This is a genomic window from Marivirga aurantiaca (genome assembly GCF_016679925.1).
Classification (GTDB): Bacteria; Bacteroidota; Bacteroidia; order Cytophagales; family Cyclobacteriaceae; genus Marivirga; species Marivirga aurantiaca.
Map to the genome: position 1 here is coordinate 1 of NZ_JAEQBW010000008.1, position 13,770 is coordinate 13,770.

At 37.3% G+C, this 13,770-nt stretch carries 11 protein-coding genes; 7 read left to right on the top strand and 4 right to left on the bottom strand.

From position 1 onward, the window contains the following. Positions 1–133 precede the first annotated feature (133 nt). Positions 134–1,126: a UDP-glucuronic acid decarboxylase family protein gene (locus tag JKA74_RS15335; RefSeq protein ID WP_201432101.1), complete on the top strand. Its 993-nt coding sequence runs from the start codon at positions 134–136 to the stop codon at positions 1,124–1,126. Beyond that, the gene (galE, locus tag JKA74_RS15340) at positions 1,126–2,163 is read left to right on the top strand and encodes a UDP-glucose 4-epimerase GalE (protein ID WP_201432102.1); all 1,038 of its coding nucleotides are present in this window, start codon (positions 1,126–1,128) and stop codon (positions 2,161–2,163) included. The genes JKA74_RS15335 and galE overlap by 1 nt, the downstream gene beginning before the upstream one ends. Positions 2,164–2,260: 97 nt before the next feature. On the opposite strand, the gene JKA74_RS15345 is transcribed toward galE, so the two are convergent. After that, on the bottom strand, positions 2,261–3,034 hold the full coding sequence (locus JKA74_RS15345; RefSeq protein WP_201432103.1) for an alpha/beta fold hydrolase: 774 nt from the start codon (positions 3,032–3,034) through the stop codon (positions 2,261–2,263). After that, positions 3,031–4,956, bottom strand: coding sequence for a 1-deoxy-D-xylulose-5-phosphate synthase (dxs, locus tag JKA74_RS15350; protein WP_201432104.1), 1,926 nt, complete (start codon positions 4,954–4,956; stop codon positions 3,031–3,033). The genes JKA74_RS15345 and dxs overlap by 4 nt, the downstream gene beginning before the upstream one ends. Positions 4,957–5,138: 182 nt before the next feature. Between dxs and JKA74_RS15355 the strand changes: the two genes are divergently transcribed. The 3 genes from JKA74_RS15355 to JKA74_RS15365 are packed head-to-tail and all read left to right on the top strand — an operon-like array spanning position 5,139 to position 7,359. Next, the gene (locus JKA74_RS15355; protein WP_201432105.1) at positions 5,139–5,885 is read left to right on the top strand and encodes a segregation and condensation protein A; all 747 of its coding nucleotides are present in this window, start codon (positions 5,139–5,141) and stop codon (positions 5,883–5,885) included. Further along, positions 5,882–6,931, top strand: a complete 1,050-nt coding sequence (locus JKA74_RS15360; protein ID WP_201432106.1) for a lysylphosphatidylglycerol synthase transmembrane domain-containing protein — start codon at positions 5,882–5,884, stop codon at positions 6,929–6,931. The genes JKA74_RS15355 and JKA74_RS15360 overlap by 4 nt, the downstream gene beginning before the upstream one ends. A gap of 35 nt (positions 6,932–6,966) precedes the next feature. Continuing rightward, entirely contained in the window at positions 6,967–7,359 is a 393-nt protein-coding gene (locus JKA74_RS15365) for a VOC family protein (protein ID WP_201432107.1), read from the top strand. A gap of 118 nt (positions 7,360–7,477) precedes the next feature. Here the strand turns inward: JKA74_RS15365 and JKA74_RS15370 are convergent, their stop codons facing one another. Both JKA74_RS15370 and JKA74_RS15375 read right to left on the bottom strand, forming a co-directional pair. Further along, complete coding sequence (locus JKA74_RS15370; protein WP_201432108.1) at positions 7,478–8,065, bottom strand: hypothetical protein; 588 nt, start codon at positions 8,063–8,065, stop codon at positions 7,478–7,480. After that, positions 8,055–8,537 (bottom strand): RNA polymerase sigma factor, encoded by a 483-nt coding sequence (locus tag JKA74_RS15375; RefSeq protein ID WP_201432109.1) that lies wholly within the window; start codon positions 8,535–8,537, stop codon positions 8,055–8,057. The genes JKA74_RS15370 and JKA74_RS15375 overlap by 11 nt, the downstream gene beginning before the upstream one ends. 243 nt (positions 8,538–8,780) lie before the next feature. On the opposite strand from JKA74_RS15375, the gene JKA74_RS15380 reads away from it, so the two are divergent. Further along, a complete protein-coding gene (locus JKA74_RS15380; protein WP_201432110.1) occupies positions 8,781–9,653 on the top strand; it encodes a TraB/GumN family protein in 873 nt (290 codons plus the stop codon). Between the two features lie 296 nt (positions 9,654–9,949). Further along, complete coding sequence (locus JKA74_RS15385) at positions 9,950–13,717, top strand: CHAT domain-containing protein (protein WP_201432111.1); 3,768 nt, start codon at positions 9,950–9,952, stop codon at positions 13,715–13,717. Positions 13,718–13,770 lie beyond the last annotated feature (53 nt).

The window sequence follows — 13,770 nt, forward strand, 5'->3', positions numbered from 1 at the left end:
CAGGACCCCGGAGTTTAAACTGCTAAAGGAGAAACTGAGCCATCCATTAATATTGGATGGAAGGAACTTGTACGAGCCTGAGCAAATGAAACAGGAAGGATTTACTTATTTTAGTATTGGTAGATAATTGAATATGGGCAAGGAAAAAGTTTTAATAACAGGGGCAGCAGGTTTTTTAGGCTCCCATTTATGTGATAGGTTTTTGAAAGAAGGCTATGAGGTAATAGGTATGGACAACCTGATCACGGGCTCTATGGATAATATTGCCCATTTGATGAACCGTGAAGATTTTGAGTTTTATCACCATGATGTTACCAAATATGTTCATATACCTGGAGAACTAAAATATATCCTACATTTCGCCTCTCCTGCCAGCCCTATTGATTATTTGAAAATTCCTATCCAAACATTAAAGGTAGGGGCACATGGTACACACAATTTATTGGGCTTGGCCAAAGATAAAAAAGCACGGATCCTGGTGGCTTCTACTTCGGAAGTTTATGGCGATCCTTTGGTACACCCGCAAACAGAAGAATATTATGGGAACGTAAATCCCATTGGTCCGAGAGGTGTTTATGATGAAGCGAAAAGGTTTATGGAATCTATTACCATGGCCTATCATACCTATCATGATCTTGAGACTCGTATCATTAGAATTTTCAATACCTATGGGCCGCGGATGCGTTTAAATGATGGTCGTGTTTTGCCCGCATTTATTGGTCAGGCATTAAGGGGGGAAGATTTGACTGTTTTTGGGGATGGCTCTCAAACAAGGTCTTTTTGTTATGTAGATGATTTGGTGGAAGGTATTTACAGGTTGTTGTTAAGCGATTATGCCAAACCTGTGAATATAGGGAACCCGGATGAGATCACTATTAGTGAATTTGCTGAAGAAATTATTAAATTGACAGGTACTTCCCAGAAAGTAATTTATAAAGATCTTCCTCAGGATGATCCCAAGCAAAGAAAACCGGATATTACCAAAGCAAAAGAGTTACTGGGATGGACTCCCAAAGTTGACAGAGTAGACGGTTTAAAAATTACTTATGAATATTTTAAATCATTAGATAGGGAGAAACTGTTTCAAACAGAACATAAAGATTTCGAAAAGTACAGCAAGAAATAATGGGTAAAAAGATATTAGTAACAGGTGGCCTGGGGTATATTGGTTCTCACACGGTGGTGGAATTAATAAAACAAGGCTATGAGCCTTTAATAATTGATAACCTTTCAAATTCTGATCCGAAAGTACTGGATAGGCTGGAGAAGATATGTGGTAAACGACCATTATTTCAACAAGTTGAAATGCGTGATAAAGAGCAGCTCCAGGAGGTTTTCTGGAACAACAATAATGAAATAGCAGGTGTCATTCATTTTGCTGCGGCATTATTGGTGGGAGAATCCGTGGAACAGCCTTTGCACTATTATTATAACAACCTTACTTCCACAATCAATTTGCTGGAATGCATGAAGGAATTTGAGGTAAGGCCACTTGTTTTTTCATCTTCTTGTACGGTTTATGGTAATCCTGATGAGTTGCCTGTTACAGAAAATGCTACTATTAAACCTGCTGTATCACCTTATGGCAATACAAAGAAAATCTGTGAGGATATACTTTCGGATGCTTCGAAAGCACATGATTTAAGTATAATTTCTCTCCGTTATTTTAACCCGATAGGTGCCCATGAATCTGCTTTGATTGGTGAGTTTCAGAAGGGAGCTCCTCATCACCTGGTACCATTTATTACAGAAACTGCTTCCGGCAAACGAGATAAGCTCATGATTTTTGGTAATGACTGGAATACCAAAGACGGTACCTGTATTCGGGATTATATTCATGTAAGCGATGTAGCCACCGCTCATATATACGCAATGGAAAGAGCTATGGATAAAAACCAGCCAAAAGAAGCTTTTGAGGTTTTTAATATTGGTTCAGGAAATGGGTATACTGTCTTGGAAATGGTGGAAAGTTTTGTGAAAGTAACAGGAATGAAGGTTCCCTATGAATTTGCCAAACGAAGGGCAGGGGATGTTGAAGCTGTTTTTGCAGATACCACTAAAGCTAATAAAACACTTGGGTGGAAAACGAGAAAATCGTTGGATGATATGTTGAAATCCGCCTGGGACTGGGAGCAAGCATTGGCTAAAGAGGGGCAAGGGTAAACAGAAACGTGCTGTTAAATAATTTTTATCTTTATGGGTAAATCTACCAGATAGCCGATTAGCACATCAACACTTAAACACATAGGTACATCAACGCTTATTTAAGAGTTACTTCAATAAATTTGGCTATTGTGCTATAAACCTCTTCTTCTTTTTCAAACATTCCCATATGGCCTGTTTCAGGAAGGCTTTTTAAATAAGGATGTTGCATGTATTTTATTTGTTCTTTACTCTTGGCTAATGGGATACTGGAATCCTCTTCTCCGAATATAAATAATAAAGGTTTCTCAAATTCCTTTAATAAATCAATATTGTCACTTCTATCACGCATGGCCAGCATATAATCGGTCATGGTTTTTTCCGGTATTTTTTTACCTTCCTCAATAAGCATTTGAATAGTTTTCTGATGCTGGTCTCTCGTGTTCTCATTAAATAACATGGGTACAAAGCTCTCTATAAATTTTTCCACGCCATGTTTCTGAATGAATTCAATGCTTTTCTCCCTGCCAATCTTTTTTTCGTCTGAATCGGAGAAGGCAGATGAATGGAGCAGGCCTATTCCTGAGATAATATTTGGGAATTTTTTAGCTATTTCCAGTGTAACATAACCACCCAATGAGTGGCCAATAATGATGCATTCGGATATGTTTTTTTTCTTGAGCCAATCATAAATAGAATTCGCCACCATGTCCAGGGAAAGGTCATAGGGAAGCGGATCACTTTGCCCAAATCCTGGCAAGTCGGGTGTTAAAACCCTATATTTTGTTGATAGTCTCTCTTGATAGGTAGCCCAAATATGGTGTGTTTCTCCATATCCATGAATTAAAATGACAGGGTATCCTTTTCCGGATTCTTCATAATGAATGGTCATAATTTAGTAGATAATGATGTTTCTATCATTTGCAATGCATTCTGAAAAATACCATCAGCATCAAACTGGCATTCAGCATGTAGTTCGTACTGTTCGCCATGTTCCACAATTCTATCAGGTATTCCTAAGCGTTTTACTTTTGCAGAATAATCATTTTCTGCCATAAATTCAAGTATGGCACTACCAAATCCTCCCATCAGACAGCCGTCCTCAACAGTGATTACTTTTTTATGGTTTTTGAAAATATGATGCAGTAGCTTTTCATCCAAAGGTTTAACAAAGCGCATGTCGTAAACGGCTGTGCTCACCCCTTCTTTGTCAAGTTTTCCAGCAGCTTCCAAAGCAAAATTGCCAATATGGCCAATTGTTAATATAGCCAAATCTTCTCCCTCTTTTACTTGCCTTCCGGTACCTATTTCAATGGCTTCCATTGGAGTTCTCCATTCAGGCATTACGCCTTTTCCTCTTGGGTAACGGATAGTAAAAGCCTTGCCTTCTCTCGGTAATTGAGAAGTGAATAATAAATTTCTTAATTCAGATTCATTCATAGGAGCTGCTACAATCATGTTAGGTATGCACCTCATAAAAGCAATGTCATAATTGCCATGGTGGGTAGGCCCGTCAGCTCCTGCAAAGCCAGCCCTGTCCAGACAGAAATTAACAGCTAAATCCTGGATACAAACATCATGAATAACCTGATCATAACCTCTTTGCATGAAAGTACTGTATATGTTACAGAACGGTATCATGCCCTGGGTGGCTAATCCGGCAGAGAAAGTAACAGCATGTTGCTCTGCTATTCCCACGTCAAAAGCTCTGTCAGGCATTTCTTTCATCATAATATTTAATGAAGAACCTGATGGCATGGCAGGAGTTACTCCTACAATTTTATCATTTTTCTCAGCTAATTCTACCAAGGTATGTCCAAACACATCCTGATACTTTGGAGCCTGAGGCGTTAAGTCCGGTTTCTTCTGAATTTCTCCCGTAATCTTATCAAACTTGCCGGGTGCATGCCATTTGGTTTGGTCTTTTTCTGCAGGGGCAAATCCTTTTCCTTTGGTAGTGACACAATGCAATACTTTAGGGCCGGGGATATCTTTTAGATCATTTAATACATGAACAAGATGGTTTACATCGTGGCCATCCACAGGGCCAAAATATCTTAGGTTTAATGATTCAAAAAGATTACTTTGTTTTAGTAGAAAAGATTTAATGGAATTCTCCAGTTTACCTACTACTTCCTGGGCACTTTTGCCAAACCCACTAACTTTTCCTAACAATTTCCATACATCATCCCTCATTTTATTATAAGTGTGGGAGGTAGTGATATCGGTTAAATACTCTTTCAATGCCCCAACATTGGGATCAATTGACATACAATTATCATTGAGGATAATAATCATATTGGCATCAGAAGCGCCTGCGTGGTTCATTCCTTCAAATGCAATTCCCCCAGTCATGGCACCATCTCCAATTATGGCAATATGTTGTCTATGCTTTTCTCCTTTAATATTGGACGCCATGGCCATTCCCAAAGCAGCAGAAATAGAGGTAGATGAGTGACCTACGCCAAAAGCATCATATTCGCTTTCTTTTCTTTTGGGAAACCCGGATAAACCATTGTAAACACGGTTAGTATGAAAAATGTCTTTTCTGCCTGTAATGATTTTATGGCCGTAAGCCTGATGTCCAACATCCCAAACAAGTTGGTCTTCAGGTGTATTGAAAACATAATGAAGTGCCGTGGTTAATTCCACCACTCCAAGATTGGCGCCAAAATGCCCCCCGTAAATCGAAACATTATCAATAATAAATTGCCGTAATTCTTGGCTAAACTGCACCAATTGAGATTGATCTAATTTCTTTAAATCTGCCGGACTATCTATTTTAGCTAAAAGTTCTCCTGGTTGAATAAGCATAATATTTACTAACGTCTAATTTAATTCGAAAAACATCCAAATCACTATAAATGTTTTCAACCTACAAATTACTGAATTTTTTACCGTAAAAATGTAATTTATTAATAAAATCAACTTCCTTGCCTACAATCTTTTAGAAATAATTTATCTTTGAGTCAGTATGCGCATCTAACTAAGTTATTTTGAGTTTCGAAATAAAATTACCTCTTTTTGAAGGCCCTTTTGATTTGCTTCTCTTCTTTATTGAAAGAGATGAATTGGATATTTATGATATTCCGATATCCAAAATTACTCATGATTTCCTTGACTACCTGAAACATTTGGAAAAGCTGAACATAGAAGTAGCAAGTGAATTTATTTTAGTGGCAGCTACCCTTATGCGCATAAAAGCTAAAATCCTTTTACCGAGACCACAAATAGATGAAGAGGGCAATGAAATTGATCCGCGAGAAGAGTTGGTAAGGCACCTTTTAGAATATAAAAAATATAAATCTGTTTTATCCGATTTCTCCACAATGGAATCGGGCATGCTTGAAAAGGAAAAAAGAGGCAATGTAAAAAGAGAAGTGAAAATGCTTTCCGAAACAATTAATGTGGAAGCAGAGTTGCAAAACGTTGATTTGTACAAATTACTAAAGGTCTATCGGGAGGTAATGGCCAAGTATGAGTTGGAAAAAAACAAACCCACTCATAGGGTAGTTCAATACCCTTATACAATTACCGGTCAAAAGGACTACATTGTTGAAAAACTGGATTTTTCGAGCAGACTTTCATTTTCTGAACTAATAGAGTTCGATCCTAATAAAATTGCAGTTATATTTAATTTCCTGGCTATTTTGGAGCTACTGCAGAATGCTGTAATCACCATTACTATAGGAGAGGGGTTTAACAATTTTTGGTTGGAAAGACTTGAAAAGGTTGCTGAATGAAGATAGATAAGGATAAAGTTTTTAAAACATTAAACCCTAATAAGGTTTGGATACCTATCCTTTTTGGAGTAGGAATAGTGGGTTACCTTTTCTACCAGGATGATACTGTTACAGTAGAAAACCTGTCTCTAATTTTTACTGCTGAAATTGTACCAGTGATGCTGGCATTTTTGGTGCTTTTTGCACGGGATGTCGGTTATGTGTACAGAATCCGTACCATTACCGGGGAAAAGCTCACCTGGAAAAGCAGTATCTATGTGATTATTCTGTGGGAATTTGCCTCTGCGGTGACACCCTCTGTAGTAGGGGGCACTGCGGTGGCAGTATTTATACTCATGAAAGAGGGTATAAAACTGGGTAAAGCCTTAGCTTATACCATGATCACTGCCATATTTGACAATTTGTACTTTGTAGTGATGGCCCCCATTATTTTTTTTATTGCCAATGGAAGCATTTTTCCGCAAAACGCTATGATTGAAACACAGTTGGGAAGAAGCTTACCCACCTTGTTTTTTGTCAGCTACGGGCTTATTGCTATTTATACTTTGGTGATGGCATTTGCCGTGTTGGTAAACCCACGTTGGTTCAAATGGATTTTGTTAAGGCTGACCTCCATCAAATGGCTAAGAAAATGGAGACCTTATGCTTATGAGCAAGGGAACGAAATTATGATAGCCTCCAGGGAATTAAGAGGAAGGGATTATAGCTACTGGTTTAAAATCACCTTCTCTACTATGTTTATTTGGACAGCCAGGTATGCCATGTTGAATTGCGTGATAGAGGCTTTTACCAATCAGGATTTTGCCCAGCATCTTACCATTTTTGCCCGACAAGTAATTATCTGGATTACCATGTTGATTTCACCTACACCGGGAAGTAGTGGCACAGCAGAATTTATATTTAACCAGTTTTTCCGTGAAGATTTAGGCTCAGTCACTTTTGTAAGTAATATTTTCTGGAGGTTGATGACTTATTACCCCTATTTGTTTTTAGGAGCACTTATTTTACCACGGTGGATTGCCAGAGTGTTTAAGAAGAAAAAGTGATTTTATGTATGGTCGATAATTTGTAAATTAGCTTTATGTATTTCACCCAAATCAAAGAAACCTGCCTTTATATAAAAGATCTGGAACGGGCCAAATCTTTCTACCATGGAAAACTGGAACTGCCTATTATTGCCTATGTGCCGGATAAATTGATTTTCTTTAGAAGTGGTACTTCGGTATTGCTTTGTTTTAATCCGGAATATAGCAAGGAGCAGGAAGTGCCACCACCTCATTTTGCTTTAGGAAAACAGCACATTGCTTTCGAGGTAAAAGCTGAAGAATACGAATCAGCTAAAAAGGAACTGTATGAAAAAGGTATTATGATTACCTATGAACATCAATGGCCAACAGGCAAACGTTCTGCTTATTTTGAAGATCCGGAAGGTCATGTGCTGGAAATTGTGCCTTCAGGTTTATGGGATGAATAAATTATAGGGATTCTAAAAATTAATTACACAAACGTTCGTCATTTCCTCGATAGCTATCGGGGGGCTTATTTTCAAGTAGTTACAAATGATTCTCATGTAATTGCCTAATAGGCTCTATTTAATTTTCAAGCTCCTCTATCATAGACTTTAGAATCTTCATTTTTCTGCCATATAATAGGTGAATAATCATTAACATTGATCCTATAGAAAATGCCAGGCCTATAGCTATTGAAAGAAGGTAAGAAATATTTATTTCCCCTTCGCTATTTAATATTTTATGGTCTATGGACTCACTCCAGGTGGCTCTTGTAGTGACAAAAAAAGCAATAGCAACCAAAAAAACAGAGGCTATTTTGTAATGAGCAACAAAAACCTGCAAATTCTCATAACATGCCAATAAGTAATCGTGTACGCTTAACTGGATCTTAGCTTTGTTTAATTTATTAAGAAGCGTCTGGTAGTACCATAAGAAGGGAACAAATACCACAACCGTAAGTATTGCTTCCACGAGCATACTGAAGTATATTAATGAAATAAAAAAGATAGGAAAAGCTATGATATTCATGTAATGCTCCACCTTCATAGTTTTTATAATCCTTGAAATGATATTGGTACTTTTATAAGAGATTATTTCATCAATTTTTTTATCAGAAACCTCAACCTCACTCGTATTCAGCCGCCATAAATCTTTTAGTTCATTTTCCATTGAGCTTCAATTTTAGTTCTTGTTTGATCCGATTCACCTTCACCCCAATGTTTGATATGTTAATACCCAGTATTTCAGCCATTTCTTTATATTTTTTATCTTCCAGATACAGCAAAATAATGGCCCTGTCAACTTTTTTTAATGCTTTAATAGCTATATAAAGCCTTTCAATTTTTTCCTGATTATGGTCAGTATAACTCTCTGCCACATCAAAATCGGGCTTAAAAGAGGAGGTATTAATTCTTCTGCTGTTTTTCCTGATTTCTGACAGACAAACATTCAGCGTAATTCTATAAATCCAGGTAGAGATTTTCGATTCCCCTTTAAATGAATCGTATGCTCTCCAAATTTGTAAGGATACCTCCTGAAAATAATCTTTAAATTCATTTTCATCATTGGAATATGCCTTGCATATCTTTGTAATGATATTCTTGTTTTCCTCTAAAAGACTTTTAAAATCTACTTTTTTCATTGGAATTAACCGGATACCCGGTTAGTTGTTTACTTGCGTTCTTTTATTACAAAAAGCTTGAAAAAACTGTAATAAAATTGAAATCTGTGCTACTTACCTAGTAAACTTAAATAAAAATATCATGAAATCGACATTAAAAATTCAGGTTCGAATTTACACCAACCGAAGATGAATTTTTAATCAAAGATTCCATAGCCTGCCCCGACTAATCGGGGTGACCATTAAAAAACAAAACGTATACACATGAAAACTCGAATCTCAAGAATTTTAGCCCTGGCATTTATATGCTTGTTTATTTATCAGCCTGCTTTTTCTCAAGCCCCGGAAGAAAAAGCTTTATTGTGGAAGATTAGTGGCAATGGCCTGGAAAAGCCTTCCTATCTTTTTGGTACCATTCATATCATTTGTGCCGATAGATATGAGATGTCCGATGCAGTGTTGAAAGCAGTTGAATCAGTTGATAAAATAGCCCTGGAAGTAGATATGGATGACCCTGCATTGGCTGGAAAGATGCAACAAATTTCAGTGAATCCTGGCATGAAAAATATTCAGGAGGAAATTCCCAGCGATAAAATGGAACTGGTGGATAGTTATTTGAAGGCTAAATTTGGTCAGGGAATAGCTCAGCTTGGTATACTGAAACCTTTTGTACTAAGTTCAATGATTATGGTAAGTAGCATGGATTGTGAAACAAAACAATATGAAGCTGAATTTGTGAAGTTAGCTCAGGAGAATGGAAAAGAAATCATTGGACTAGAATCAATAGAATTTCAAGTAAGTTTGTTCGACAGCCTGGACTTGCAAGAACAAATTAAAGCTCTGGTTGAAAGCATAGAAAATCCAAGCGAGAATAATGAGGTTTTGGAAGAAATGATGCAAGCTTATCTGGCAAAAGACCTGAAAGCAATTCAAATGAATTTCGAAAAAAATGAAGAGTTCGAAGGGTTTCAAGAGAAAATTTTATTTGAAAGAAATAGAAATTGGATACCGATCATTAAAGAGACTTCAAAAAGTGGGTCAATATTTTACGCAGTTGGGGCTGGTCATTTAGCTTCTGACCAAGGTGTAATTGCCTTATTAAGAACTGAAGGATTTAAAGTAGAGGCTGTTGAGTGATTTTCCAGCACTGCCAGCTGAGTTGCTGGCAGTGTACTTTTGATCCATAGCATGAGTCCAATTTCGCAATCCACTGGATAGAACTTTTTCAATATTTATTTTAATAGGTGGCTTAAGAATATTTAGTCAAGTAAATTTCGATGTTCATCGAGAATCAAACGAAATTAATAGGGGTCATTCATTTCATTTGCTTAAAAGCTTGTAGTTTAATGGTTTGAAAGTAAAGAAATTTGGAATAGTGGCTTTTAGAGAGCTGCATTCATTCATTTTAATATCAGATCATTAAATAGATAGTAATGAAACCTTGCCTGTTTTGCTCATTCTTAATGTTTATTTCCCTCAATCTAAGTGCGCAAAGTTGGGATCCACCCTATCAGAGGGCGGTAGCTTCATATCAAAAAGGTGATGTGCAAAGTGCATTTGCATTTGCTCAGGAAGCTGTTGAATTGTTAGAGCAGGATGTGGCACCAGAAACCGGATTTTATATATACCAAATATTGACTACTTCCGCATTGGAGTTAGGAGAATATCAATCAGTTCTTGATTTCATTGAAAAAGAAAAAAATGCTTCCAAAGCAGCTTTTGGCGAAACAGAAAAGTATTTACAGGCACTTAAAAAAGAAGCGCAGGCACTTCTATATTCCAATCAACTTGATCAAGCCGGCCAGGTCTATGTAAATGCTTTGGAAGTATCTGTGAAACTCTCAGGAGAAAAATCTACAGAAACCTTATTGTTAAAGGTTGCCCACGCTCAATTACTGAGCTTTCAAAGAAAATGGTCACAAGCCAAAGATAATTATCAGGTAATCCTTGAAGACCTGAAAACCAATCCGGAAACCTCAGAAGATTATTTATTTAGCTTATTTGCTGCAGGGCAAGCAGATTTCAGACTTGAAAGTTATGAAAGTGCTATACAGCACCTTTCTGATTTCATTCAAATGGTAGAGGCCAATAATTTACAGCAAATTGAGGAATATCCACAGGCTAAGGATTTACTGGAACTGTGCAGGCTTGAAACAGGAAAGCTCACTGAAGAATCAGAATTAAGCACAACAAATTTATCTTCTTTGTTAAAGAATGCCCTCCTGGCACAAGAAGAGGGAAGGGTAAACGATGCTTCTCTTCTTTTTGATAAAGCTGATTTGGCAATTGCGAACGAGGGGATAGTTTCAAAGTCTGCATTCAGTATCTACTTCAATTATGTAGAACTGCTTTTAATGCAAGGGGAATTGGCCCGGGCTGAAAATATGCTGGATAAAGCATTTAGTATGGCGGAGGAATTATTTGCCCGGTATTCCTACGAAAAATTAAGATTACATCAGTTGAGTGCCAGGCTTACCTATTTGCAAAAGAATATCAGTTTACTAAAACCCGCCCTTGATTCCATTTTTTCAATTGCCATTCATACAGAAGCTTCAGAATCTTTCAACACTTTAAAATATGCTTTTAAGATGTATGAAGAGCTGGGAATGCTGCCTACTGCATGGGGAAAAGTCGAGATGCTTTTTACAAATGCAAACTATTCTCAAGGTCTGAATGAAGCACAGCAATCCGAATTTTTGCAATTATTTGTGGGAGTAGCTACTCTTAACAATAAATCAAGTCATGCGCTTCAAATACTTGAAGATGGAGAGTTTAGCTTTTTGAAATCCAATAACCAATGGGATATAAGCATTGCCAGGCTATTATTTAATAATGGAAAGTATGACGTCACAGAACAGGTTTTACTTGAAGGGCTTCCCAAGGTAAAAGGAAATCCAGGAATTGAACCTTTGTATTATGAACTATTGGCTATCAATTACCAGAAGAAAGCAGCTTACGCCAAGGCAGAAGAGTATTTTAAAATTTCAATTGAAGCTTATGATAAGTTGACAGGAAATAGTAGGGACAAGCAAATGGCTAGAAATTCCCTGGCCATGTTTTTTATGGATTTGGGAAACTATGAGAAAGCAGAAGGAATATTCAATGAACTTATCAAAGAATCCACAGAGGCAACCATATTGCAGAACTTAGCTGCCTTATATCAAATAACAGGAAGAACTGAGGGATCTATTTCTTTACTTGAAAAAGCACTTTATGCTGATTCTGTTCAATATGGTATTGATCATCCCAATTTCGCACTCACCTTACAGAATTTGGCCTCTGCCTATAAAACTGTTGATCAAATTGACAAGGCAAAGCATCTGTTCGAACGCTCGTTATCTATTGATGCCTTTAACAATGATAACACCTCGGTCAGCCATGCCAACAAACTAACTAACTATGCAATGGCTCTGCAGGAACTGGGGCAGTTAGTCAGGGCCGAAGAACATTTGTTACAGGCATTAAAAATAAGGAAAGAAAAACTAGGGAACACTCATCCGGATTATGCTTTCAATTTATATGGATTGGCTGTATTATATCAAAGGCAAGAAAAAATGGCCAGAGCAAATGACTTTTTTAGCGAAGCCATTCCTATTTATTTAAAACAGATAAATGATGTTTTCCCAATATTAAGCGAAAGGGAAAAAGCGGCATTTTACAATAAGATCACAGAAGTAGTTAATTCTTATCAGGATTTCGCCATCAATTATTACAAATATGATCCTCAAATTGCGGTTGATTTATTTGAGTTCCGAATAGCTACCAAGGCCATTTTGTTAAATGCATCTACTGCAGTGCGTCAAAGGATTCTGAATAGTGGTGATCAACACCTGATGGGACAGTTTACAGAATGGCTGAACTTAAAAGAAGATCTGGCGCAGTTGTACAGTGCAAGCAAAAATGTTCAGGAAGATAATGCAGGAGAATTGGCAAGGATGGAGCACCGGGCGAATGAAATCGAAAAATCCCTGTCAAAGAACTCCCTGGGATTTGCGAATAGTTTTAGTAGTAATGAAATAAGTTTAGCAACTATTTCCAGTCAGCTATTGCCATCGGAAGCTTTGCTGGAAATGATTAGAATCAAGTTGAATATTAAAAATGATTCCGTTGTTTATGCGGCTTTGCTTCTTAAAGGGGGAAGTGAAAAACCTCAGATGGTCATACTGGCAAACGGAAAGGAATTAGAGAGCAAAGGCTTCAAGAGGTATATCAACTCAATTAAATACAAATTTAAAGATGACGAAAGCTATGAACAGTACTGGCAGACAATTAATGAAAACTTAGCAGGAATCAATACTATTTATTTGTCTCCCGATGGGGTTTATAACAAAATAAGTGTAGCTACACTTTTCAATAACTCTACCAACCAGTATCTGTTGGAGCAATACGATATACGACTTTTAACCAATCCTAAATCCCTGCTGAAGCCCAAAAGGCCGGCTAATCAAATAAATTTAACAGCAGCATTGTTGGGGAATCCTGACTTTAAAGTAGGTGACGAAGAAAAATTAGACTTAAAACAGATGTCGCAAAAAGTGGCCAATCAACGATCAGTTGAACTATTAAGAAATGGGATTGATGAATTGCCCGGGACAAAAGTTGAAATCGCCCAAATAAATGATTTACTGCTTGCTAAAAGTTGGAAAAATAATTTGTTAATGGATGCCTCAGCTACTGAGGGAGCCATAAAAGCACTTCAATCTCCCAACTTATTGCATTTTGCAACCCATGGGTATTTTATTGAAAATGATGGAAGCACAGATGAAGGGGATGTAAATCAAAATCCCTTGCTACGATCCGGATTGCTTTTAAGCGGAGCCGAAAAATATTTAAAAGATAAAATCAGAAACCAACCCATTACCGCGGAAGACGGAATGCTTACTGCCTATGAGGCAATGAACCTCAATTTAAGCAATACTAATTTAGTTGTGCTTTCAGCTTGTGAAACAGGGGTAGGGGAACTTAAAAATGGTGAAGGTGTATATGGTTTGCAAAGGTCTTTTTTAGTGGCAGGGGCGGATAACCTTGTAATGAGTCTTTGGAAAGTGGATGATCAGGCTACTCAGCAACTAATGGTGAATTTTTACAGCCATTGGTTAAATGGAGAAGACTACTCCAAAGCCTTACGTGCTTCACAACTGAAAATGCAAAAAGAGTACCCTGAACCCTATTATTGGGGGGCTTTTGTCTTGACAAAATAATATACAAATGGAACTGAGTATAACGTAATCGACACGCAGGAGATGGTAATAAA

Coding starts and splice junctions, on each gene's coding strand:
- JKA74_RS15375 (WP_201432109.1), bottom strand. CDS start 8,537: ATGAAAAAAGTAGATTTTAAAAGTCTTTTAGAGGAAAACAAGAATATC.
- JKA74_RS15380 (WP_201432110.1), top strand. CDS start 8,781: ATGAAAACTCGAATCTCAAGAATTTTAGCCCTGGCATTTATATGCTTG.
- galE (WP_201432102.1), top strand. CDS start 1,126: ATGGGTAAAAAGATATTAGTAACAGGTGGCCTGGGGTATATTGGTTCT.
- JKA74_RS15360 (WP_201432106.1), top strand. CDS start 5,882: ATGAAGATAGATAAGGATAAAGTTTTTAAAACATTAAACCCTAATAAG.
- JKA74_RS15365 (WP_201432107.1), top strand. CDS start 6,967: ATGTATTTCACCCAAATCAAAGAAACCTGCCTTTATATAAAAGATCTG.
- dxs (WP_201432104.1), bottom strand. CDS start 4,956: ATGCTTATTCAACCAGGAGAACTTTTAGCTAAAATAGATAGTCCGGCA.
- JKA74_RS15370 (WP_201432108.1), bottom strand. CDS start 8,065: ATGGAAAATGAACTAAAAGATTTATGGCGGCTGAATACGAGTGAGGTT.
- JKA74_RS15385 (WP_201432111.1), top strand. CDS start 9,950: ATGAAACCTTGCCTGTTTTGCTCATTCTTAATGTTTATTTCCCTCAAT.
- JKA74_RS15335 (WP_201432101.1), top strand. CDS start 134: ATGGGCAAGGAAAAAGTTTTAATAACAGGGGCAGCAGGTTTTTTAGGC.
- JKA74_RS15345 (WP_201432103.1), bottom strand. CDS start 3,034: ATGACCATTCATTATGAAGAATCCGGAAAAGGATACCCTGTCATTTTA.